Origin of the sequence: Limosilactobacillus sp., assembly GCF_051873075.1 — a bacterium.
Lineage (GTDB): Bacteria > Bacillota > Bacilli > Lactobacillales > Lactobacillaceae > Limosilactobacillus.
The window spans coordinates 1-21,564 of the sequence record NZ_JBJEEM010000082.1; the positions used below are offsets into that span (position 1 = coordinate 1).

Below are 21,564 nucleotides of genomic sequence, written 5' to 3' on the forward strand. Positions count from 1 at the left end.
CGAATTCAAAGTGCTTATGCTCAATGATTCGAGTATATGGCGTTTCCGCATCGGTATAGTTAATTACCGCGTTCCCCTGGTAATTGCCGACGTTCTTTTCTTCGGTCTCGAAGTGCAAGCTCCGGTACTGCAGATCACCCAATTGGTAATCAAAGAACTGGTCAATCATCCCGGTAAAGACAACCTTTGGGTAGTTCTTCAGGTATTCATCCTTCTTATCAAAGAAGTCAACCCCGGTTTCGACATCAATCAGATCACTGGCCAACATCTTTTCAACAATCTGCGTGTAGCCCCCAACAGGGATTCCCTGATAAAGGTCGTTGAAGTAGTTGTTATCGTAGGTTAACCGCACTGGGAGACGACGAATAATGAAAGCTGGCAATTCGGTTGCCTTCTGTCCCCACTGCTTCTCAGTGTAGCCCTTAATCAGCTTTTCATAGATGTCACGGCCAATCAGCGAGATTGCCTGTTCTTCCAAGTTTTGTGGTTCCTTGCCGGCCATTTCCTGCCGTTGTTCATTGATCTTAGCCATGGCTTCTTGCGGTGTCCGAACACCCCACATTTCGCTAAAGGTATTCATATTGAAAGGCAGGTTGTACATATGACCCTTGTAGTTAGCAACTGGGCTGTTAGTATAACGATTAAATTCGGCAAATTGGTTTACATATTCCCAAATCTTCTTGTTCGAAGTGTGGAAAATATGAGCACCGTACTGGTGAACCTGAATGCCATCGACTTCCTTGGTATAGATATTCCCGGCAATATGGTCACGCTTTTCGATTACCTTGACGCGCTTACCACGCTTCGCAGCTTCATAGGCAAAGGCTGCGCCAAAGAGCCCTGCACCAACAACTAAATAGTCATATTGATTTTCCATAGTCTTTCTCCTTTAAATCAAGTGTTTCCAGGTAGTGATCGAGAATGCAATTACCATGCCGACCAGCAGGCCAACCGCTGCCCCAAGCAAGGCATACTTCTTCGTTGACGGAGTAGTATGTGACATTGCATCAGCAGTTTTAGCCTTGGCAAAAAGCCGAATAGTTCCTGCAGAAGGTACGATTCTTTCAATCTCATTAACCGATGCATTGGTTACCGTATTGACCAATACGGTGGCATCCTTAGCATTATCTGCTTCAACTGAAACATTCATGATTGTGCTTTGATCGATAGGATGGGCATTAACCATTGCAGATAATTGCTTAGTAGAGTATTTCTTCTGCAACTTTTTCGGAAGCTTTTTGTGAGCAGCATTAGCTACATCATTACTTTCTACAATCTTCGAGTATGTTTTCATCATCCCCATATCGGACATAAATTGATCATTAGCAGACTGTCCAACATGACGGTGAGCAATTAACATGTTTCTCTCAGCCTCATAAGTAGTTGTCTTTTTATGATGCGCATAAAGATATCCACCGGCACCACCGATAATTGTCAAAATGGCAATTACAATAATGTTTTTCCAAATGGCTTTCCAAACATTGGTTAATGTTAAATTACTATTCATGATCTCTCTCCATCAGTTAATTTTAATTTTGGATTCGTAGCAAGAATTGCTAATAAGAACGGGTTATAAATCATTTGCAGGATATGTGGCTCAAACATAGCATTAATCGCAATCAATATAAAGACCGCTGGTAAAATATACTGTTTCTTGGCCGTCTCTCTTACTGTTATGTAGATAATTCCCCCAATTACAAGAAGAAAAACTACGCCACCCCATACAAGCAGCATTCTAATGTATGTAGAATCAATATAAAAGTAATGAGAACTCAATGCATAGAGGTTATTATTAGCAAACTTTGCACCTTTTGCGCCTCCATAAGAGTGCTCAACAATATTTCTTCCTAACAAGGATACCGGATAACGTTGAAACGCCTCATAGCTTAAACTAAGCCGGCCGGTAAAAAGGCTGTTCAACTTTTGATAAATATGATTTGACGGGCTGTAGAAATATGCTCCTATGATAGTTAATGCTGATAGCAAAGGTGTCGCCGTCCACCAGAAAGAAGCAAACACTCTCGAAATACTTTTTCCTCTTTGAGCTCGCTGTGCAATCCACATTATCGGAATCAATAGTAACATTTCATAAAAATCAAGGCGCGTATTGGTAAGCTTAAGTGTAACTAAAGCAATGGCAATAATACCCACGTAATCAAACCACTTTAGCTTACCAAAGCGTAGATAGCAATAAGCTAATGCTATATACACAACATGAGAAGCGACAAATGTTGTATACGCCATTCCAAGCGAATATCTTGTTGGCCGAAGATTTGAGTAGTAAATCAAATTAGGCACAATCCCAATTATTGCAATAACAGCTAAAAGCATCATGAAGACCAAACTCAGGTAAAAATACCACTGGACGATTCTTCGGAATTGCACATTCTTTGCGCCCAATACAAATACCATCATCATCAAAATTTCAGGATAGTGCGCAGCACGCCAAGCAGCTACCCCAAACATCAAAAGCAGGGTAATTAATAATAAGGCAGGCCAATGCCACCTATCAACCACATAAATTTTAAATATGATTAACGGTATGGCAATGTACGTTAATAATCGCAACTTCGACCAACTTAGGTACTGTGTAAAAGTAGTATCAATTAAGAAAGCTGGTACAAAGTAAAACACAAATGCTAGAAAATATATTTGTTGTCCTGTTATTGAAGCATTAATTGCTGTATGGATCCGATCCTTTATTTTCGCCACACTAACTTTCCTCCTATATATTCCAGCAACTTAGTAAGCTCCTTCACTCTTAAAGATACTAATAACGTTCTTAAACATAATCTCCGTATCAAAAGCTAGTGAGGCCTTATCGACATACTCCAGTTCCACGTCACAGCGCTCCGGATATGGAATATTACTCCGACCACTGGACTGCCACAAGCCCATGGCGCCTGGTTTGACAGATAAGAACTTATCTACCCGAGCGCCATATTCCGACAGTTCGGCCTTAACGACCGGCCGCGGCCCGATAATACTCATCTCACCGCGCAGGATGTTTAGAAACTGCGGAATCTCATCAATTGAGGTCTTCCGCAACCACCGGCCCAGGCGAGTAATCCGAGGATCTTCTTCGGGTTCCAGCTTATAGTTATTAGCAACATACTTTTTATACAGTTCTGGATCATTCTCTAGAATAGCATCGGCATTGACCACCATTGAACGAAATTTATAAATCTTGAATGGCTTACCATGCCAGCCGATTCGAACCTGCTTATAAAACAGCGGGCCCTTGTTGCTACCAAAGCGGCTCAAGATGAATACCACTAAGAAGACTGGACTAAAACAAACCAGCGCGAGACTGGACAAAACAATGTCAAAAAACCTTTTCCAGAAAAGATAACCTTTTGACTGTTGCTTGATTTTTACCTTCTTTTCCATATCCCTATGCCTTACTTTTTTTCTTTTACAATATAAATTGGTCGTTTCTTAGTCTGCATGTAGATCCGCCCGATGTAGCGGCCGACAATTCCCAGACAAAGCAGCTGAATACCACCCAGCAATAGCATGATGCAGACCAAGGATGCCCAACCGTTCACACTGCTACCCGGAACAACAAAGCGGCGGACGATTACGACAATTAGGCCGATAATCGCAACCACTGCCGATAAGCCGCCAAACCAGGTGGCAATCGCCAGCGGTGCCTCTGAGAAGTCAGTGATCCCATCAAAGGCGTACTTAAACAGTTTCCAGGTTGACCAATCCGTAGTCCCGGCAACCCGCTCTACGTTTTTGTACGGCAGATATTTCGTCTTGAAGCCAACCCAGTTGAAGATTCCTTTTGAAAACCGATTGTACTCAGTTAACGACAAGACGGCATCAACCATCTGCCGGGTCATCATCCGGTAGTCCCGGGCACCAGAAACAATCTTGGTGTCCGAAATCTTGTTGATCACGTTATAGAACTGGTCACTCAAGAAAGACTTAAACCTAGCCTCCCCCTTGCGGTCCGTTCGCCGCATTCCGACACAGTCATATTCACCACTCGAGATCTCCTTGTACATCTCCGGCAGATACTCAGGCGGATCCTGAAGGTCTACGTCCATGACCACTACATAGTCACCGGTAGCTGCCTGCAAACCAGCGTAAAGGGCGGCCTCCTTGCCAAAGTTCCGCGAAAATGATACGTAGTGAACCCGCTCTGGGGCAGCCTGATGAAGCTTACGCATCTCTTCCAAGGAATGATCCGCAGAACCATCATTGATGAACCAGTACTCGATCTCTAACGGCATCTTACGGACAACCTTTTCGACCGCCGGATAGAAGAGCGGAATCGATTCCTGCTCATTATAGCACGGAACGACAATTGATAACTTAGGCATTCTAACACCTCGCTAATTAATGCTCACCGTGGCCAGTGACCTTTCGCTTCAAAAACTTGGCGATTTTTAACGGCCAGTTTTGCTTCTCAAGAAAGACCCGGTTAACCTCAACGGCCTTATATTCTGGGTGGGTCTTCAACCAAGTATCCAACAGAAGTTCACTCAAGAAGCCAAATACCCGTTGCTCATATGGTGTGTAATCCGAGTAGTCGACCTGCTGCTCCACCTTGCCCAGTACGTCAAACAGCCAAGTGCAATATTCATCCAGCGGCTTCTTCTTCATGATCATCATGTTGAAGTAATGGGCACTGGTTTGCTTCATTACCTGCTCAAAAGCCGGCAGATACTCTGGATAATCCTCTTTCAGCACCTGTCGGGTAATCTCCAGCGGGGCGTGCTCATGAACATGCATGTAGTGGGACTCATTGGTCTCAATGTAGTAGTGCCGCTTCTTCGGCAGGATCACATCGGCATCCTTAAAGAGCTCCTCCACCTGTTCCTGATTCAGAATGGTCGAAAGGTCCTTGGCGTGACCAAGCGTCAGATAACGCCGGTAGTGGACGAGCCCCAGCGCATCAACATCCAAGTTCTTCCATCCCCAATACAGGGCAGTTAATTCATTATAGTGGGGATTCTTCGCCGAAATATTATCCCCCGTGTTATCGCCTTGAAAAGTGTGGTTGACTGTCGGGTGGATCTCCTTGCCTACAAAAACTGGCAGGTACATCGGATCATCCGGCATCCGATAGTTTTTATGAACAGCGACTAAGATTTTTACTTTCAAGATAGTAAACTCCTATTTTTAGTAAAATACAATCAAAATAAATAATACCAATAATTACCCCATTAGGAAAGCCCTTCTTGGTGATGATCCAGCCATTCCTGCACCCGATCGAGGTCGAAACCACGCCGGAACATCCCCTGCTTGAAGTGCTGAACCCGCTCACGACCAGTGTAACGCCGGTACCTGTGCCAGAGCTTTTCTGCCGTCTTGTCCAGCAGTTCCTCCTGCTCGTCCGGGTCTTCCTTGGGGGTCACCTGGGCACTAATCTGCTCAAAGACCTCACTCGCATACCCCTTCGTCAGCAAGCCCTGACGAACCTTTTGTTCCTGACGGATCAGCGGCTGGTTGCGGTAGCGGCGGAAGAGCTTCGCCGCCAGTTTACGGGCGTTTTCACGCTGCTTTTCTGGGGTAAACTGCGCTAGGGCATCATCAATGTCGTTTTCGCCGATCTTCTTCATCCGCAGGTGCTGACGGATCACTCCCGGCCCCTTTAAATTCGTAATCATGGCCGTTCGCACGTAGCTGGCCGCGTATTCGTGGTCGTCCACCAGGTGCTGATCACGCAGCTTCTGCAAGATCGGAGCGACGAACTGCTCCGGCGTCTCCAGATCGTGCAGTTTCTTGACGATGTCGCTTTCCGTCCGCAATTGGTGGGCCAAGTAGTCTAGCATCCGGGAATAGGCCCGGGCCTGCTGGTCGGCAGTTGTAATTGCGGCAACCTGCTTTTTATCCAGCTCTAGCCCCTTCATCAAGCGAAACTTGATCAGCACACTTTCAGCCACCGGAAAGGCATACTGGCCATCTAGGTAAACGTTGTAACGGCCGCGCTTCTTTTGTGCTTCGATCTTAGTTATTTTTCCCACTTCTCAATTCCTCCTTTACATTGAGCCTCCCCAACCGTCTGTATAGGTGTAAGCAGCGGCCGCTACTTATCAAATACCAACAGTAAAAGGAGTGCTCAACATGAGTATGGAACGTCAATTCAAGTCTGCCAAGCTTCAAGTCACAATGGTCGGTGACCAGCATCCCAAAGGGGTTACCCACCTCTTCAACAATGTTAGTCAGCAATTTGAAAATGAACAGCTCACCAGCTTGACGGAGGCGGTCGCCCTGTTGACCAGTGAAGAGTGTGTTGGGGTCAACGTCATCACCACGGATCATATCGCCCTCGCCTAAGCAAAGGAAGGTAAATCAATATGAAATCATTAAATCTTACGTTCAAGACCAACAAGGGCAAGAAGCACCTGCTCAAGCTCAGCTATGCCAATAGCAATCTCGACGCCAAGACGGTTCGCCAGGCAATGGATTTGATTGCCTCTTCCAACCTCTTTAAGAAAGGTGACGAATTAAGAAAGGTGACGAAGACCTCTGCGCCACCCCGCTGGCCGCAAAGTACGTTGATACGGTTGATACCGTGTTATTCAATGATGCCGCCAAGTAAGTAGACAACGAAAAGCGAGCAGCAACCATCCCGGTTACTGCTCCTTTTTGTTATGCCGATGATCACCCAACTGCCAAAAGTGTTCTCGCTCTCGCAGCTCACCTTCATGGGCTTCCTGAAGGGTGGCGTTAATGACCGCCCCCAACATGATGACATAGCCGGAGAAGTCCAGCCAAACCATCATGGCGATGAACGCCCCAATCGTCCGGTACGAGATTACGCTGTGCCGGAAGACCACCGTGTAAAACGAGAAGATCCGCGACAGGGCCATCCAGAGCAGCGCCGCTATAAAGGCCCCGACCACGGCATAGCGCAAGCGCACCTTGGCATTAGGCACAAAGTAATAAAGGAGGGAAAGGGCAATGAAGAGGACACCAAAGGTCACCGGCCACCGCCAGGAATTAAAGATATAGATGTATTCCCGCCGGAAATTAAAGACCGGTTGGATACTCTTCAAGACCTGCTCGCCAAGCCCATACAAAAGGACAATAACAAAGATGATGGCGACCACCACGATCATCCAAATGAAGGAAATCACCCGGTTGCTGACCGGGTTCTGATTGCGGGCTACCCCGTACGTCAGATTGACGCTGCGCTGAAAGGCCGCAATCCCCTGACTGGTCGACCAGAGGGCAATCAGGGCCCCGGTGGTCAGCAACCCCCCGCTTCCCCGCTGGAGAAAATCGTAGATCAGCGGCTGAAGAAAGCCGTAGACCGCTTCTGGCACCGCCGTCTGCAGGTAGCTCAAAACTGTCTTTGCATCAAGGCCCATCATTGGCAGAAGGTTCCCGATTACCAGGACAGCCGGAAAGATAGATAACAAGGTATAGTAAGCAAGCACCGCTGCCGAGCTGGAAAGCTGGGCCATCTGAAAATGTTCCATCAGCAGTGCAATAAATCTCTTCATTTTTCCCGGCTCTTCTGACATAACTACCCTCCCAAGATATAGAGCTATTATACCAGACCAATGGCAAAAAATAAGACCCGCTGGCAAATTGTTAGCGGGCCTTAACATAAGTGTAAATTAACTAGTCTTCACTAATCTTATTCTTCTTTGTGGAGACCTGGTAGAAGATCAGGGCAACGATTGCGAAGAAGATTGGACCAGCGATCGTCCAGAAGGCAGTCTGCCAGTCATGTTCCAGCATTGGTTGAACGAAGGTGAAGACAATCCCGACAACCAGGATAATTTCAACGAACCATACCAAAACGTTGGTCCAGAAGCGACTCTTGAAGACCACGAATGGCCGATCAATGTCCTTCTTAGCCTTGAAGAATGGGAAGGCCCCAACTAAGAACAGGTATGGGAAACAAGTTGAAACGTTGGCCATATCGGTCAGGATCGTGTAGAACTTCTGCGCGGCGGAACCACCGAAGGCCACCAGGAAGATAATGATGGAAACGATGATTACTTGCAGCCACATTGCATTGGCTGGCATCCCGGCCTTGTTCAGCTTGGTCAGCTTCTTTGGCCACAGATCCGGGTTGGAACCCAGGATGAAGGCCTTGATTGGTGAGTACATCAGAACAAAGAGGGCACCCAAGAAACCAAGGGCCTGTGCAAAGGCCACGATCCGGGTCATTACTTCACCCCATACCAAAGCCGTTGCGTGGGAGCAGCCAAGCGCTAAGCCCAGCTTTTCACCAAGGATGTTGAAGAGGACGTAAGTTGCGTTCCCCAGGTTCGTGGAGCCCTTGGCAAAGTCATGGTTATAGTTGGCAAACCAACCAGCCATCAAGATCATGATAACGTAAGCACCAATCGTAAAGATTGAGGCGATGATTAGGCCGCGTGGGAACGTCTTTTCAGGATTCTTCATGCTATCAGTAACGGAACCCAGGGACTCCATTCCCCCGTAAGCGAAGATGGCGTAAACAACGAATGAAATAATAGCAATTGGCGTCTGGAACTGTGGGTTTGGTGAAACAATCAGGTCTCGAGCACCATGGAATGGCTGAGCGATTGCCCCCTTGTTAACGACTAAAATAATAATTGCTGCGATGATGTAAATGATGTTAACAAGGACGGTGAAGATCCCACCAAGGGAACCAACCCGGGCAATCGCGGTAACACCACGAGAACTGAAGTAGGTGCAGACAAACATCAGGATAATCCCCAGGACCCCGATCAGTTCGGTTGATGACAAGCCCATGAAGTGCCATTGCTGCGTGGTATCCTTACCAAAGATCAATGCAGAGAAGGTGATCCAAATCCGTGAAGCGGTGGAAACCATCCAGACGATCCAAGATGCCAGCCAAACGAAGGTCCCAATAAAGGCCATCCGTTCACCGATTGAGCCGGCCAGCCAGGAGTAAATACCACCCTTGGCGTCCTTAAATGCTGAACCATATTCAGCCATCATCAGACCGCACGGGAAGAAGAAACAAATCCCGGCTAATGCGTACCAAATAATACTACCGTAGCCCATTTGCAGGTAAGCGTTAGAAACATTACCAAATCCGAAGATCGAGGTAATGATCATCGTCACCAGGCCGAAGGTAGTAATCATTTTCTTTGTATTACCACTTTGTTCGTCCAATTTATAGACCTCCAAAATTTTTAACATTCTTAAATAAAAATAAGAAATTATTTAATAATTTAAGTATAGCCTTTTCTGACGAAAATAAAAGCATCCCGGGACGATTCTAATTATTTTCTAATTCAATTTATGCATATTCATATGTATATTCAGCGTGTTTTATGCATATTGCGATTGAAAATGATTATTCATGCATAGAGATGTCGTTTCAAAAAACAATTTGTAATTTCTGTGCTATGCAAATTACGTCCTAAAAATCGTTTTTAAAATTAGAAAGCCATTAACTGCTTAATTTTATTTCGCAATTAGTACCTAAATGCTTTAACTTGCAAAGTCATTGCTTTGGTAATCTCATTTGAATATTTTATTTAGAAAGTCATTATTACCGTTTTTGTATAAAAAAGGAGTACTCCGTCACGAAGCACTCCTTTTTCTTTACTTAAATTGTTCTGCCACTTCCCGGGCAATCTTGCCGTAGTGTTCCAGGTACTTGGCGTAGTTATCGTCGTACATGTACTTAGCATCGGCTTCTGGATCCTGTGAGGTCAAAATCTTAGGGCCATCATTAGTGACAACTAAAGTATGTTCGTATTGGCAAGACCAGCCACCATCAGCGGTCTTGGCAAGCCAGCCGCTTGGGTCGCTAGTGTCGGCTTCCCAGGTACCGGTGTTGATCATTGGTTCAACCGTGATCGTCATCCCGTTACGCAGCCGCAAGCCCTGACCGTGTTCACCGTAGTGCGGTACCATTGGGTCTTCGTGCATCGTTGGCTGGATCCCATGACCGACAAACTCCCGCACATCCCCGTAACCATTCTCGTCTTCGGTGTAGTGCTGGATCACGGCACCAATATCACCGATCCGATTGCCGGGAACACACTGGTCAATCCCCATGAAGAGGGCCTTCTTAGTGACATCCATCAGTTTGGCAATCTCTGGCTTAACCTCGCCAACCGCGTAGGACCAGCAAGAGTCGCTAAAGAAGCCATCCACGCTGACAACGGTGTCGACCTTGACCAGGTCCCCCTTCTTCAGGATTAACTTCTTGCGTGGGAAACCGTGACAAATTTCGTCGTTGACGCTGACACAGGTGGCGTACTTGTAGCCTTCAAAGCCGATTTGTTCGGCCTTGGCACCAGCCGCCTTGAAGTATTTGCGGGCAAATTCTTCGATCTTCCAGCTGGACATCCCCGGCCGGATAAACTCACGAATACCGAGGTGCATTCCCGCGAGTGCGGCCCCGGCCTTTTCCATCGCTTCAATTTCACGAGGTGATTTTAACGTAATCATTCTCTAATATGTCTCCTTTTTTGACATTTCTATCCTTACCAGTATACCACTTGTTCCGCTGTTCTGGGTAAATCATGCTATACTATAAAACTGTTATAATTAAGTACAAAAACATCATCTATGGAGGAATTAATAATGAAAGCTCTTGTGGTCTATGCAACAATCACTGGTAATAACGAGGACGTAGCCGACATTATCACCGACGCCCTGGAAAACCTGGACGTTGAAGTTGAAGAAACCGAAATGACGATGGCCGATCCAGCCGACTTTGAAGACGTCGACATCTGTGTCATCTGCCCATACACTTACGACGAAGGCGCCCTGCCCGAAGAAGGTCTCGACTTCTACGACGACCTGCAAGATGAGCAGCTCGACGGCAAGGTCTACGGGGTTGCCGGTTCCGGGGATACCTTCTATGGCGACAACTTCTGTGTAGCCGTGGACAAGTTCGGTGAAGCTCTGGCCACGGCAGGCGCAAGCAAGGGTTCCGAGAACGTGCACGTCAACCTGGCACCGGACGAAGACGACATCAAGAAGCTGGATGCTTTCGCCAAGCAACTCGTCGAAAAGGCGGGCCAAGCTAATGAATAAGCTCTGGGGCCTCTTCAAAAAGTACCGGTCAGTCATTGCCTACCTTTTCTGGGGCGTTGTCACCACGATCGTCAACATCGGGGTTTTCCAACTCCTCAGCTCCGGGGTTCACTGGAACTACCAGCTGGCCAACGTAATTGCCTGGTTCCTGTCGGTACTCGTCGCCTACTTCACCAATAAGGTTTGGGTCTTTGGCTCCCACTACTCAACCGTGAAAGCCTTTCTAAGGGAATTCTTCTGGTTCTACTTCTACCGGGGCCTGACCCTTATCATGGACATCATCATCATGTACGTCGGGGTCAGCCTGCTGAAGCTCGATACCCCGCTGCAACAGTTAATGGTCAAGATCGTCGATAACGTCATCGTGGTGATTGCCAACTACATCTTCTCAAAGTGGCTGATCTTCCATGATAACCGAGAGATTATCGATCATGACACAGAGAAAAAATAACACTATCTAGCAAAACGGCTGAGGGGCACTTTCCCTTCAGCCGTTTTCTGTTTACTTAGCTTTCAGATAATCCGCCATAATCTCGAGAATATAGGTGCTAGCGTGCCCATCCCCAAACGGGTTCGGCGCGGTGACCATCTGCTGATAAGCATGATTATTGTTCAATAATTCAAAGACTGCCTGCTGAATGCTGGTCGGGTCGGTTCCCACGATCCGAACGGCCCCCACATCGACGGCCTCTTGACGTTCCGTCTTCTCGCGCAGGAGGAGGACCGGCTTATGCAGGGCCGGGGCCTCCTCCTGAATGGTCCCTGAATCAGTGATGATCAGGGTGCTACGGGCCGCAATGTTGAGAAAGTCATCGTGCGGCAGCGGTTGGACCAGGTGGATGCGGTCCCGGTCGCCGAGGATTGAATCGGCCAAGCTCATCGTCTCTGGATCATTTGCCAAGGGACAGACCAGCTCCACGTCGGGGTTGGTTTCTACAACGTCGCGGACCGTGTGAAAAACCTGGCGCATTGGTTCACCAATGCTCTCCCGCCGGCTCATCGTCAGGATGATCAGGCGGTGATCCCCCGGCAGACAGTCGAGCAGGTCACTGTGAAAGTCCGGGGTGAGCGCCGCCTTTACCGCATCGATTGATGTATTACCCGTAACGTAAATTTGTTTAGCAGGATGAGCCTCCCTCAACAGGTTGTCCCGTGCGTGGGTCGTCGGTGCAAAGTAGAGATCCGCCAGGTCATCGGTCAGGCGCCGGTGGAGCTCATCGGGAAACGGCGATTTCTTATCGTAGGTCCGCAGCCCCGCCTCGACGTGCCCCAGCGGGAGGTGCTGATAAAAGCAAACGAGGCTGGCGGCCAAGCTGGTCGTCGCATCCCCCGCCACCAAAACCATGTCTGGTTGACTGGCGTGCATCACGTTGTTCAGGTTGTGAAGAAGCTTGCTGAGCTGTTCCACCAGGTCATATTCTGGTCCGTCAGCCACATCGAGGTTAAAATCGGTCGTAATCGCCAAACGATCAAGGGTCTGGCGAAGCTGCTCCTGGTGCTGCCGCTGGGCAGTAGTGACCACGGTCGACTGCCAAGTTTCCGGTTCTGCTTGCATCTGTTCAATTATTGGGGCCAGCTTCAATGCTTCTGCCCGCGTCCCAAATAACGACATAATCTTATACGGCCCCTGCACGATGATCTCCCCTTCATATTGTGACTGTATACAAAAACCGTGTCGGCATGTTCGACACGGTTCACGGTGATGATCCCATCCGGGCTTGAACCGGAATCGACCGCTTAGGAGGCGGATGTACTATCCAATTATACTATGGGACCAAACAAAGAATATTATCGCATTTTATCCAAAGAAGGTAAAGACGGTAATATTCTTTTTCATTTACTTACTCTCGTTTTTGCGCCGGTGCTTGAGCCGGATGCCCTTGTTCTTTCGGTTCTTCTTGTGACGCTTGCGAGCTGGCTTACTAAAACTGGACAGAGTCTTGTGGACCTGCTTTTGAACACTGCCATCGTCATGCTGTTCGTTCTGCAGACGCCGACTGACTTTTTTACCAAGCGAGACGACCTTTTGACCGGCAACTGGCTTCTGATCCGTCAGCTGATCGTTGCTGATGTACATCTGAGTCAATTTGGCATCGGTATCCTTCAGCAGCTTCTTGAGATCACGAATATCATGGTCGTCACCGAGATTCAAAACGACGCCCGGCTCCCCCTGCCGACCGGTTCGTCCAGCCCGGTGGATATAGACATTAGTTTCCTTAGGCAGGTCAAAGTTAACCACGCCCGGCAGTTTGGGAATATCCAGTCCCCGTGCCGCCAGATCAGTGGTCAGCAAGAGCTTCAATTGGCGCTTGCGGAACATCCGCATGGCTTTCTCGCGCTGGACCTGACGTTGACGACCGCCCAGGGTGCCGACAGCAACGTGTTCATGCCGCAACCGGCTGGCCGCGTAGTTCAGGGTCCGGGTACTGTTGAAGAAGACCAGGGCCCGGAAATTCTTGACGCTAGCCAGACGCCGCAGGGTGGCCGTCTTCTGCTGGTTGGTCCGGGCGGTTAGGTAGCCGTGCTTGACCGGTCCCCGGGAATGGTCGGTGTTGCGGACGTCGAAAGTCACAATATCCCGACCAAACAGAACGTCGAGGTCATCAAAGACCGGCGCCTTGGTAGCGGAGAAGAAGGCCAGCTGGGTGCTGAGCGGGGTAGCTCGTTCAATATCTTCGACCACGGCCTGGGTGTCGTCCTGCAGGAGGTCATCCGCCTCGTCGATCACCAGGGTCTGGAGGTGGCCAAGCTTCAAATGGTGGTTGTCCAGCATGTGGAGAACCCGGCCCGGCGTTCCCACGACAACCTCGGGATGTTCATGCAGCTTCATCACTTGGCGACGAAGGTTAGCACCCCCGGTCAGTGACTGGACCTTCACCCCAATCAAGGTCGCCCATTCCCGCATCACTTTTGCTGTCTGCAGTGCCAGTTCCTGAGACGGGGATAGTACCAGTAACTGCGTCCCCGTTCCCGGCATAACCTTGGGAAGAAGCGGTAAAGTAAAGGCCAGGGTCTTGCCAGAGCCGGTCGGGGCAATCCCGAGCACCGACTGGTCATTCTCCAGGGCTGAGGCCACCGCTGATTGGATCGCCGTTGGTTCCTGGTAACGTTCATTAAAGTGTTCTTGAAATTGTTTGATCAATTAAACATCATCCTATTCCTGATCATTGTCAGCCGGGAAAACAAGGTTGGCTGATTGTCGCATTGAGTACATTACGGAGTTGACGGTCCGGGCCAGGTCCATCCAGTGCTTGTACTTCTTCATCTCTTCCTCATCGTCAGGGTTGTTGAAGAGATCGGCAAAGTCGTTCATTTCGTCGGTCATCGAGTTCTTTTCAACCGGGGCATCCAGCGGGTGAGCCTTTTGGTCGGCATCATAGTAGGTAACCTTCTTGGTGTCAAAGATACTGTCAAAGACCAAGGTATCCTTGAGCCCGTAAACCTCTGAATCAAGGTGAGAGTTAGCCGTCTTGCCGAAGTTCAGAGTAACGGAGAAGTCCTTGTAGTTCAAGATGGCAACTCCCTTGGCATCAACCCCTGTCTTAGCCAAGGTTGGGTAGTAGACTACCGTAGATGGTTCACCAAACAGGGTTACCGCACCATAGACCGCGTATACCCCAAGGTCCATCAAAGCCCCACCGGCAAATTCCAGCGTGAAGATATTTGGATATGGCTTATCACCTGCTAAGACTTTATCGTAACGAGATGAGTATTTCATCACCGTGATCGTCCCACCTTGGCAGTGGTTTTTCTTCATCTCATCTGCCTTAGCGAGGGCTTGCCGATAGAGCGGCGTGTGGATATGCCGAGCCGCTTCCACTAACCGGGCCTTCGGGTGTGCTGCCAGCAATGATTCGATCGCACTGAACTCGTCCGGGTTAACAAAGGCTGGCTTTTCAACGATGATGAACTTATCGTTTTCGATTGCCAAGCGCACTTGTTGGTAGTGCAGGCTGTTTGGGGAGGCCACGTAAACAACGTCAAAGTCCCCTTCTTCAAAGAACTTGTTCAGGTCGTCGTAGAATTCGGTGGCGCCGTATGGTTCACCAAATTCCTTGGCCCGAGCCAACGTCCGCGAATAAACCGTCGTCAATTGGTACTTGCCAGTAGTCTTAGCGGCATCTAACATCTGATCAGTGATAATGTGTGTTCCAATAATTCCGAGTTTAAGCATCCTTTTCTCGTCTCCCTTTACATTTTCTTATTGACTTACACTTAATTTTACCAATTATTTCGTGATTTTAACAGAAATGAAATCTTCTTATAATACAAATATGTGTATAATAAACTTGAAGCGTAATTTGACTTATCACATACTTAATTGAGGAGATTGATGAAATATGAAGAAAAAGGGAATGTTACTTTTCGGCGCGGGACTGATGGCTGGACTCAGCAGTACTTTCGGGTTCAGTCACGCGAAGAAAAATAACACTACGACGGCGTTACCGATTTTTTACACTGGCACTTGGCAATATTACGATAAGGAACGCGATCGATCCCATAAAATCACCATTTCTCCTGAATTAAAGCTTGGCATCGACAACCAGCCGATTCCGGCAACCGTTCAGCAGATCAAGGCTGACAAACTAGTCTTCCTCGATAAGTTCGGCTACCACATCACCATCCGCGCTAACGAAAACAGGCCAGTTTCCCTAACGGATGAAGCCGATGACCAGGTTTATGCCATTCAACCATTGAAATAATTCAGCAGCCGTTCTTACGGCTTTTTTATTTTTAAAGCTATTTTTCATTATTATACTGCCGGCGCAGCGGAGCCCGGTAGCCATTCATAAATTGCAAAATACGGGCAAAGTCGGCACTGAAATAGAGGCTATCCAGGTAGCGCTGTTCCAGAAAGCCGGCTTTATTCATTTCAGTAAGCAGGCCTTTCAATGGCGTGTAGAAACCATTGAGATTGTAAAAGGCCACCGGCTTCTCATTATTGCCAAGGGTCATCCAGGAAGCCGCCTGGCTGATCTCCTCCAGCGTTCCCAGGCCACCCGGCAGGGCCAGCATCCCGTCGGCTAGCTGCATCATTGTTTCCTTGCGGGTATCCATGTCATCAACCTGATGCAGGTCGGTGATGGTTTTCATGGTGACCCCGCGCCCGGCTAATTGCTTGGTGATCACCCCGTGAACAACGCCGTGCCCATCGAGGACGCCCTGGGCAACCGCCCCCATCAGGCCATACTGACCACCGCCATAGACCAGCTCAATCTGGTGCTTGGCCATGGTGAGTCCAAGATCATGGGCCGCCTTTTGATAACGGGAATCGTTCCCGTCCCGTGCTCCACAATATACCGCTAATCTTTTAATCATTCTCTTCATCCATCCTTTGCAATGCCGTCAGCTGTTGGTTAATCGTTGCAGCAGCGGTTTTGATTCCGGCTAATTCGACCGGGTATAAATCCAACAAAAGCAGGTTGCCAACGCCCTGACGGCCGATCAACGCGGGGAAGCTGACGTAGCCCTCGTACTGCGGCTGAAAGATGGCCACCGGCAGGACTAACTGCTCATCAGTAAGAATTGCTCGAATGATCCGAGCAGCCCAGGCACAGGCAGCACTCGCGTTGTAGCCCAATCCTTGCAAGGTGTACCAGTTGCTAAGGTCCGCGTTGATTTTCAGGTGCTCCTGGTCCAGGCGGTGTCCATTGATCGTCTGGTCAAGCGCCTGGCCATTAACCCGCACGGTCGACCAGGCAAAGACCTGTTGGCCGTCGTGCTGGCCATAAACAAAACCCGTCACATTGGCCGGCGATAGCTTAGCAGCCGCGGCAATTGCCCGATGCAGCCGGGCCGTTTCAAGAACAGTTCCAATCCCCAAGACTTGCTTAGGCGGCAGGAGAAGCTGCTGCTGCAAATAAGCAGTTATGGCCTCATTGGGATTGGCCAGGTTAAGGACGATCCCCTGAAAGCCGCTAGCCTTGACCTGAGCGGACACCTGCTTAATGGCATCATGGTTGAAAGTCAGCTCCGCCATTGGCTGGTCGGCAATCAGGCTGCTCTTGCCAACCGCCACCACGAGAACCTGGGCGGCTGCCAAGGCGGCATAGTCTTGAATAACAATCTTGGGTTGACTGGCCAGGGCCGTTTCGGCGTCCTGGAGATCCGTCTGCAGGGCCAATGCTAACTGGTCGTCCTGGTCAATCAGTACTAGTTCGTCCACTGCCCCGGCCATCACCAGCTGGTGGGCCAACAGACGGCCAACATGTCCCAAACCGATAATTCCAATTTTACTCATTTTTCTCACCTTTATTTCCCGGGAAATTAAAAAGCCGTGGCTAATTATTGCCCACGGCTTTTCTCCCCGTCAAATTCAAATTACTGTTCTTCCTGAAAAGCCTGTGCCTCTGGGAAAACATTGAGGACAAACTCACGCGGCCCCTTGCTGAAGTCAAACTGACTATCCGGTTGGTAGGTTTCATGATGATCGCCAACCGACAGCTCAATTGCCGTTGGTTCCAAGCGGGTGTGAATTCCCAATTCGATTGCTGCCCGAACCAGCCGCTGTGCATCGTCAGAGTACTCATCACTGAGTGCCTGCAACGGATGCTGGTAGCCGATATTGGCAGTATAGCGATCGTTGGCAATCTTCAGGCCAAACGAAAGCAGGTTCCCGTTCTCCAACTGGTCCGCCAGCTGGCCGCTGATCGTCAAAGATGGGTCATCAATCCGCCGCTGGGCAAACGTCAAGGCCATCCGGTATTCGCGAGGGGCGTTGAAGTCTTCGACAAACTTCTGCAGCTCAAGCATCAGTTCATTGGCGGCCTGCTTCATCCAATCGGTCTCGTCCTTAGCCTTCTGGAGGGCAACCTCATTGTTAAGCTTCCGAGCCTCCACTAGCCGGTTAGCCAGGTCATCCGGCAGTGGCGATACCAAGCTATCCAGCAACAGAAGCTCCAAGAAGTTAATCGTATCATCACTGATCCCGGTCCGTGACAGCGGATCAAGGTCGAAGTTCCGGAATTCCAGGTAATTGATCCCGTTCTTGAGGATTCCCATCAGGTCATTATTGTCATGGTTATGCCGGCGCATCCGAACTGGCCCAAAGAATTCCTTCAGGCTGTAGAAGTTCCCGTTATCGATATACTTCTGAAGTTGTTCAAAGTGCTCCTCAAGTGAGGCATAGGTGACCTGCTCCGTCGCCAGGTTGTCGTCACCGTAGTTGCTGCACCGCAAGCTCCGGACTGGCAATTGCAAGTCATCAGGGAAGCTTTGGGGCATATCCTCCGTAACGGGACTAGCACCGAAGAGGTAGGTGAAGAGCCACTGGTACAGGTAAAAGCTTTGAGCCAGCTTGAAGTAGAGGTGGTTTTGAAAATCGGTCTGGCTCGTGTAACGGTCGGTATAGAAGCGCTGGTACAATTCCTTCACCAGGTCATTGTCCAGACTGAAGTTGACGTGAACGTCCCCTAAAATCTCCTGGGCAATGCCGTACTTCTTCCCCAGGTAGTCGTGGTTGGCTTGGTCCCAAGGCTTACTAAAGTCTGTTTCCAGAAATTCGAGGTCGTTTTGGTATAACGGTGCCGGAGCCATGCTCAGTGGCCAGAGGCGCTCATCTTCGTGCAATTGGGCAATCATGATCTGCTCTAAAGCTTTCAAGTGCCGGACGGCCCGCTTGCTGCCGACAACCGGCTCGGTCTCAAAGTCCAGCATGTCATCGGTAAAGCCGGAATTTAGGTACAAATTGTGCCGGCGTGATCGTAAGTTAACCGGATACGGGTAGCGGCTCGCCCGCCCGTTCGTCAATACCCGGTGTTTTTTTACTTCTAGTCCAAAGCGACAGGCAAACATCTTGGCGTTCATCGCCGGCTCTTTTAACGCCGCCTTGATTGCATCGTATTTTCCAGTCATTACTTCTCCACCCCCATCTTTTTATCTCGCACTCAACTGTAACACTTTTGGGATATAATGAGCAAGATTTTAATTTAATTCTCCTACATTAAAAGGAGCGACCCTGCCAGCAGATATCGTTCCCTGCACTCTATCTTGTAATGTAGTCCAACAGTTTGAACATCACCTGTTTATTGTCTGCCGGAACTCCATGATCAATAATTTCCTGTGGTGTCTGGTGCAAGTCATTATGATCAAGCGGATATTGGTTATCGTTGACCGCCATTTCACGAACATTATCAATTTTCGGTTCAAAGTGGAACTGCAGGCCAATCACGTTATCATCCAATAGAAAGCCCTGATTGGTGACCAGGTCGCTGGAGAACAGCAGCCGGGCCGATTCGGGCACCTGGAACATTTCTTCATGCCAGTGCAAGGCTGTCAATTGGTCGGGAATGCCTGGAATAACGTCAGACTGGCGGTAAACCGGCGCCCAGCCAACTTCCTTGTGTGGCGCCTTGCCGATCTGGCAGCCCAGGGTCTTGGCAATTTGCTGGGCACCATAGCAGGCGCCAAAGATCGGCTTATGCTGATCAAGCAATTGGCGGATCAGCACTCGTTCCTGCTCAATCCATGGCAGGTCATCGTTTGGACTCATCGGTCCGCCTAAGATTACCAGAAGGTCCGTTTCAGCAGCAGTTGGCAGGTTGCCGAACTGGTAGGGATGGTAAACGTAGAAGTCGTGTCCATGTGCGTGCGCCCAGTCCTGGATCGAACCCGGTCCCTCGTTTGGCGTATGTTGTAAAACATTAATCCGCATAATTAATCCTTTCCATCGACGGCAATGTTGGACTAGGTATCGCCTGCAAGTACCTATGATGGCATTATCTTAACATATTATCCGATAAAACCGTATTCTCTTTCTGGCTGAATTCATGATCCATATTCTCCTATTTTCTTTCTGAAAATAACTTTTTGGAAGTCGGATGAGTAGCCTTGAGTAAAGCAATGTCTGCTGACACTGCACAACCGTGATGGTAACGGGCGGCCGCATAACGGACTCGCTTGATCGGTAACCAGTGATCGCCTGCCCACGTCTCCTCAAGCCGCGGGGCCGCTTTAGAACCATATCCTTTCCCTGGACGAACCCGGTCCAATCGCCAGCTCGGGGAAGTAATTAGTTGAGCAGTTGGTGTGCGTTCATGCCAGCGTGCCTCATAGTACCAACTTGCATCATACCAAGTGTATTTAACTTGACGGTAACCATGTTTAACTTGCACCTGACAAACCGCACTATCCGGGATCAGCCATGGTGCTTGCCTACGCAAATCCATTAATTTAATTGTGCCTCACTTTCTACAATAAAACGCCTGAGGCTACAAGGGGGTCACAGGCGTTTCACATTGCTATTTCAATTCGTCACCATTTAAGACGGCAACAGCTTATTATTCAGCGGCGGCAATGGCGTCATATTTACATGATTGTCACTTGGTCCCGTTGTCCGACCGCTTTTGCCGGTGTCGCTAAAAGCATTGGTGATATCCTCGACCAGGATCTTATCAAGGGGATGGTTAGGATCCTTAGCCATGGCAATCTGCCGGAGGAGCATTTCGGATCCACCTGCCGTTTACTATTACATACTGCTCCTGAATGAGCCGGTTATAAGGGTTCTCCGTATCTGAACATTCAAAGTTCATCTGCATATTTTGCAGTTGCAGGCGGCAGAAGTATTCATCCTTTCTCATACCGATTAAAGGCAATCGGTGCATAGTCTCCGCAATGATATAAAATCACGTTAAAGATCGATCCGAGGATATCCTTAGAAAAATGCCATAAGGTTACTGATCTAAGCAACCTTAGCTGTTATAACCGGGCTGCAAATTCCTCCAATCATCGTATTTATTAGATTATTCAGTCGTTCATTCACAACCTTCTTTATTTGATCACTATATTGAACAATAAAATTTTTTAATGATACAACGCACAATACCCCTTTTTTGCTAGCATTGGTCAAATTAGGTGACATCCCGATCTAAAGATCTCTCCAAACAAAAGTAATGATCGTACAACTACTAAATACAAAATTAACGCTATTATTAATATATCAATCATCAATCGGACCAGGAATTTTGCTATCGAAAAGCTTCACAAAGGCCGTCTGGTAGTCGATCAATTTGTCCAGCATTTAGGCAACTAACTAGGCAAAGTGCTGAATTGAAATTTCCACTGGAATATTATTCCACAGGAAACGCAACAACTTTATATTGCTTGTCCATCAGGAAGATCCTGTTAACCCCACGATGCTCTGTAAGTTCGTCTATCAATATAGTAATGCCGCACCTATAGTCAAAATAAAGTCTGATGCCATTGCCTTTTTCTTCGTATTTTATTACAGAACATATTCCCAGGAAATCTTATTGATTGCTTTCTTACTTCAAAACGATAATCCAATATATCAAAGCAGCCCTTACCTAATACGTACGAGCTGTTGAAAACCAATCAATTTTATTGACCATCCTTAAAAAGAAAATTTACTATTATTTTACTTCACTAACTAAACCAAACATTTCTAACTTAATTAACAACCAAACAACTAAATTTACTATCTACTTTCATTTGATTTTATTATTTTAAACATCATTAATCTAAAATACATCTAAAATCATGTATGTAGGGATGATCCTTTCTCAGCCATTTTTAACATCATTGATCTGAAGTACATCTAAAACTACCTTTTGGTTATGGGAGTGTCCT

Annotated in this window: 23 protein-coding genes and 1 tRNA gene; 5 read left to right on the top strand and 19 right to left on the bottom strand. The window is 48.2% G+C overall.

The window, feature by feature from the left end:
• The 7 genes from glf to recX all read right to left on the bottom strand — a co-directional run.
• The coding region (gene glf, locus ACI31J_RS08245; protein ID WP_439773937.1) for a UDP-galactopyranose mutase at positions 1–877 on the bottom strand (877 nt) is incomplete at its 3' end.
• Positions 878–889: 12 nt separating this feature from the next.
• Positions 890–1,507, bottom strand: coding sequence for a Wzz/FepE/Etk N-terminal domain-containing protein (locus tag ACI31J_RS08250; RefSeq protein ID WP_289576703.1), 618 nt, complete (start codon positions 1,505–1,507; stop codon positions 890–892).
• Positions 1,504–2,712, bottom strand: a complete 1,209-nt coding sequence (locus ACI31J_RS08255; RefSeq protein WP_439773938.1) for a polymerase — start codon at positions 2,710–2,712, stop codon at positions 1,504–1,506. The genes ACI31J_RS08250 and ACI31J_RS08255 overlap by 4 nt, the downstream gene beginning before the upstream one ends.
• Before the next feature lie 30 nt (positions 2,713–2,742).
• Entirely contained in the window at positions 2,743–3,390 is a 648-nt protein-coding gene (locus tag ACI31J_RS08260) for a sugar transferase (RefSeq protein WP_439773939.1), read from the bottom strand.
• Positions 3,391–3,401: 11 nt separating this feature from the next.
• Positions 3,402–4,331: a glycosyltransferase family 2 protein gene (locus ACI31J_RS08265; RefSeq protein ID WP_439773940.1), complete on the bottom strand. Its 930-nt coding sequence runs from the start codon at positions 4,329–4,331 to the stop codon at positions 3,402–3,404.
• 16 nt (positions 4,332–4,347) lie between these two features.
• Positions 4,348–5,115: a DUF4422 domain-containing protein gene (locus ACI31J_RS08270; protein WP_439773941.1), complete on the bottom strand. Its 768-nt coding sequence runs from the start codon at positions 5,113–5,115 to the stop codon at positions 4,348–4,350.
• A 62-nt stretch (positions 5,116–5,177) separates the two neighbouring features.
• The gene (recX, locus tag ACI31J_RS08275) at positions 5,178–5,978 is read right to left on the bottom strand and encodes a recombination regulator RecX (RefSeq protein ID WP_439773942.1); all 801 of its coding nucleotides are present in this window, start codon (positions 5,976–5,978) and stop codon (positions 5,178–5,180) included.
• A 100-nt stretch (positions 5,979–6,078) separates the two neighbouring features.
• On the opposite strand from recX, the gene ACI31J_RS08280 reads away from it, so the two are divergent.
• Positions 6,079–6,291 (top strand): hypothetical protein, encoded by a 213-nt coding sequence (locus ACI31J_RS08280; protein ID WP_439773943.1) that lies wholly within the window; start codon positions 6,079–6,081, stop codon positions 6,289–6,291.
• A 20-nt stretch (positions 6,292–6,311) separates the two neighbouring features.
• Positions 6,312–6,560: a DUF2922 domain-containing protein gene (locus ACI31J_RS08285; protein ID WP_439773944.1), complete on the top strand. Its 249-nt coding sequence runs from the start codon at positions 6,312–6,314 to the stop codon at positions 6,558–6,560.
• A 30-nt stretch (positions 6,561–6,590) separates the two neighbouring features.
• On the opposite strand, the gene ACI31J_RS08290 is transcribed toward ACI31J_RS08285, so the two are convergent.
• From ACI31J_RS08290 to map, 3 genes are all read right to left on the bottom strand, one after another.
• Positions 6,591–7,484 carry a YihY/virulence factor BrkB family protein gene (locus tag ACI31J_RS08290; RefSeq protein WP_439773945.1) on the bottom strand — a complete coding sequence of 298 codons (894 nt, stop codon included), beginning with the start codon at positions 7,482–7,484 and terminating at the stop codon, positions 6,591–6,593.
• Positions 7,485–7,584: 100 nt separating this feature from the next.
• Complete coding sequence (gene yjeM / locus ACI31J_RS08295) at positions 7,585–9,096, bottom strand: glutamate/gamma-aminobutyrate family transporter YjeM (RefSeq protein ID WP_439773946.1); 1,512 nt, start codon at positions 9,094–9,096, stop codon at positions 7,585–7,587.
• Between the two features lie 435 nt (positions 9,097–9,531).
• The gene (map, locus tag ACI31J_RS08300) at positions 9,532–10,386 is read right to left on the bottom strand and encodes a type I methionyl aminopeptidase (protein ID WP_439773947.1); all 855 of its coding nucleotides are present in this window, start codon (positions 10,384–10,386) and stop codon (positions 9,532–9,534) included.
• 132 nt (positions 10,387–10,518) lie between these two features.
• On the opposite strand from map, the gene ACI31J_RS08305 reads away from it, so the two are divergent.
• Both ACI31J_RS08305 and ACI31J_RS08310 read left to right on the top strand, forming a co-directional pair.
• The gene (locus ACI31J_RS08305) at positions 10,519–10,977 is read left to right on the top strand and encodes a flavodoxin (protein WP_439773961.1); all 459 of its coding nucleotides are present in this window, start codon (positions 10,519–10,521) and stop codon (positions 10,975–10,977) included.
• A complete protein-coding gene (locus tag ACI31J_RS08310; RefSeq protein WP_439773948.1) occupies positions 10,970–11,428 on the top strand; it encodes a GtrA family protein in 459 nt (152 codons plus the stop codon). The genes ACI31J_RS08305 and ACI31J_RS08310 overlap by 8 nt, the downstream gene beginning before the upstream one ends.
• 51 nt (positions 11,429–11,479) lie before the next feature.
• Here ACI31J_RS08310 and wecB read toward each other — a convergent pair whose 3' ends face one another.
• The 4 genes from wecB to ACI31J_RS08330 form a co-directional block, all read right to left on the bottom strand.
• Positions 11,480–12,610, bottom strand: a complete 1,131-nt coding sequence (wecB, locus tag ACI31J_RS08315; RefSeq protein WP_439773949.1) for a non-hydrolyzing UDP-N-acetylglucosamine 2-epimerase — start codon at positions 12,608–12,610, stop codon at positions 11,480–11,482.
• Between the two features lie 70 nt (positions 12,611–12,680).
• Positions 12,681–12,753, bottom strand: a tRNA-Arg gene (locus ACI31J_RS08320).
• 61 nt (positions 12,754–12,814) lie between these two features.
• Positions 12,815–14,119 (bottom strand): DEAD/DEAH box helicase, encoded by a 1,305-nt coding sequence (locus tag ACI31J_RS08325; protein WP_439773950.1) that lies wholly within the window; start codon positions 14,117–14,119, stop codon positions 12,815–12,817.
• Positions 14,120–14,131: 12 nt separating this feature from the next.
• On the bottom strand, positions 14,132–15,151 hold the full coding sequence (locus ACI31J_RS08330; protein WP_439773951.1) for a Gfo/Idh/MocA family protein: 1,020 nt from the start codon (positions 15,149–15,151) through the stop codon (positions 14,132–14,134).
• A gap of 166 nt (positions 15,152–15,317) precedes the next feature.
• Here ACI31J_RS08330 and ACI31J_RS08335 point away from each other — a divergent pair, with 166 nt between their 5' ends.
• The gene (locus tag ACI31J_RS08335; RefSeq protein ID WP_439773952.1) at positions 15,318–15,680 is read left to right on the top strand and encodes a DUF4828 domain-containing protein; all 363 of its coding nucleotides are present in this window, start codon (positions 15,318–15,320) and stop codon (positions 15,678–15,680) included.
• 37 nt (positions 15,681–15,717) lie between these two features.
• Here ACI31J_RS08335 and ACI31J_RS08340 read toward each other — a convergent pair whose 3' ends face one another.
• The 5 genes from ACI31J_RS08340 to ACI31J_RS08360 form a co-directional block, all read right to left on the bottom strand.
• The gene (locus tag ACI31J_RS08340; protein WP_439773953.1) at positions 15,718–16,296 is read right to left on the bottom strand and encodes a TIGR00730 family Rossman fold protein; all 579 of its coding nucleotides are present in this window, start codon (positions 16,294–16,296) and stop codon (positions 15,718–15,720) included.
• Positions 16,289–17,218: a lactate/malate family dehydrogenase gene (locus tag ACI31J_RS08345; protein ID WP_439773954.1), complete on the bottom strand. Its 930-nt coding sequence runs from the start codon at positions 17,216–17,218 to the stop codon at positions 16,289–16,291. The genes ACI31J_RS08340 and ACI31J_RS08345 overlap by 8 nt, the downstream gene beginning before the upstream one ends.
• A gap of 80 nt (positions 17,219–17,298) precedes the next feature.
• On the bottom strand, positions 17,299–18,831 hold the full coding sequence (locus ACI31J_RS08350) for a glutamate--cysteine ligase (RefSeq protein WP_439773955.1): 1,533 nt from the start codon (positions 18,829–18,831) through the stop codon (positions 17,299–17,301).
• Between the two features lie 130 nt (positions 18,832–18,961).
• Entirely contained in the window at positions 18,962–19,630 is a 669-nt protein-coding gene (locus ACI31J_RS08355) for a type 1 glutamine amidotransferase (RefSeq protein WP_439773956.1), read from the bottom strand.
• 606 nt (positions 19,631–20,236) lie between these two features.
• Entirely contained in the window at positions 20,237–20,419 is a 183-nt protein-coding gene (locus ACI31J_RS08360) for a hypothetical protein (protein ID WP_439773957.1), read from the bottom strand.
• Positions 20,420–21,564 lie beyond the last annotated feature (1,145 nt).

What these genes read in the sequence shown, in the direction of transcription:
- ACI31J_RS08250 (WP_289576703.1), bottom strand. Translation starts at nt 1,507, where the DNA reads ATGAATAGTAATTTAACATTAACCAATGTTTGGAAAGCCATTTGGAAA.
- ACI31J_RS08260 (WP_439773939.1), bottom strand. Translation starts at nt 3,390, where the DNA reads ATGGAAAAGAAGGTAAAAATCAAGCAACAGTCAAAAGGTTATCTTTTC.
- ACI31J_RS08265 (WP_439773940.1), bottom strand. Translation starts at nt 4,331, where the DNA reads ATGCCTAAGTTATCAATTGTCGTTCCGTGCTATAATGAGCAGGAATCG.
- ACI31J_RS08280 (WP_439773943.1), top strand. Translation starts at nt 6,079, where the DNA reads ATGAGTATGGAACGTCAATTCAAGTCTGCCAAGCTTCAAGTCACAATG.
- ACI31J_RS08285 (WP_439773944.1), top strand. Translation starts at nt 6,312, where the DNA reads ATGAAATCATTAAATCTTACGTTCAAGACCAACAAGGGCAAGAAGCAC.
- ACI31J_RS08290 (WP_439773945.1), bottom strand. Translation starts at nt 7,484, where the DNA reads ATGTCAGAAGAGCCGGGAAAAATGAAGAGATTTATTGCACTGCTGATG.
- map (WP_439773947.1), bottom strand. Translation starts at nt 10,386, where the DNA reads ATGATTACGTTAAAATCACCTCGTGAAATTGAAGCGATGGAAAAGGCC.
- ACI31J_RS08310 (WP_439773948.1), top strand. Translation starts at nt 10,970, where the DNA reads ATGAATAAGCTCTGGGGCCTCTTCAAAAAGTACCGGTCAGTCATTGCC.
- ACI31J_RS08330 (WP_439773951.1), bottom strand. Translation starts at nt 15,151, where the DNA reads ATGCTTAAACTCGGAATTATTGGAACACACATTATCACTGATCAGATG.
- ACI31J_RS08335 (WP_439773952.1), top strand. Translation starts at nt 15,318, where the DNA reads ATGAAGAAAAAGGGAATGTTACTTTTCGGCGCGGGACTGATGGCTGGA.
- ACI31J_RS08340 (WP_439773953.1), bottom strand. Translation starts at nt 16,296, where the DNA reads ATGATTAAAAGATTAGCGGTATATTGTGGAGCACGGGACGGGAACGAT.
- ACI31J_RS08345 (WP_439773954.1), bottom strand. Translation starts at nt 17,218, where the DNA reads ATGAGTAAAATTGGAATTATCGGTTTGGGACATGTTGGCCGTCTGTTG.
- ACI31J_RS08350 (WP_439773955.1), bottom strand. Translation starts at nt 18,831, where the DNA reads ATGACTGGAAAATACGATGCAATCAAGGCGGCGTTAAAAGAGCCGGCG.
- ACI31J_RS08355 (WP_439773956.1), bottom strand. Translation starts at nt 19,630, where the DNA reads ATGCGGATTAATGTTTTACAACATACGCCAAACGAGGGACCGGGTTCG.
- ACI31J_RS08360 (WP_439773957.1), bottom strand. Translation starts at nt 20,419, where the DNA reads ATGCTCCTCCGGCAGATTGCCATGGCTAAGGATCCTAACCATCCCCTT.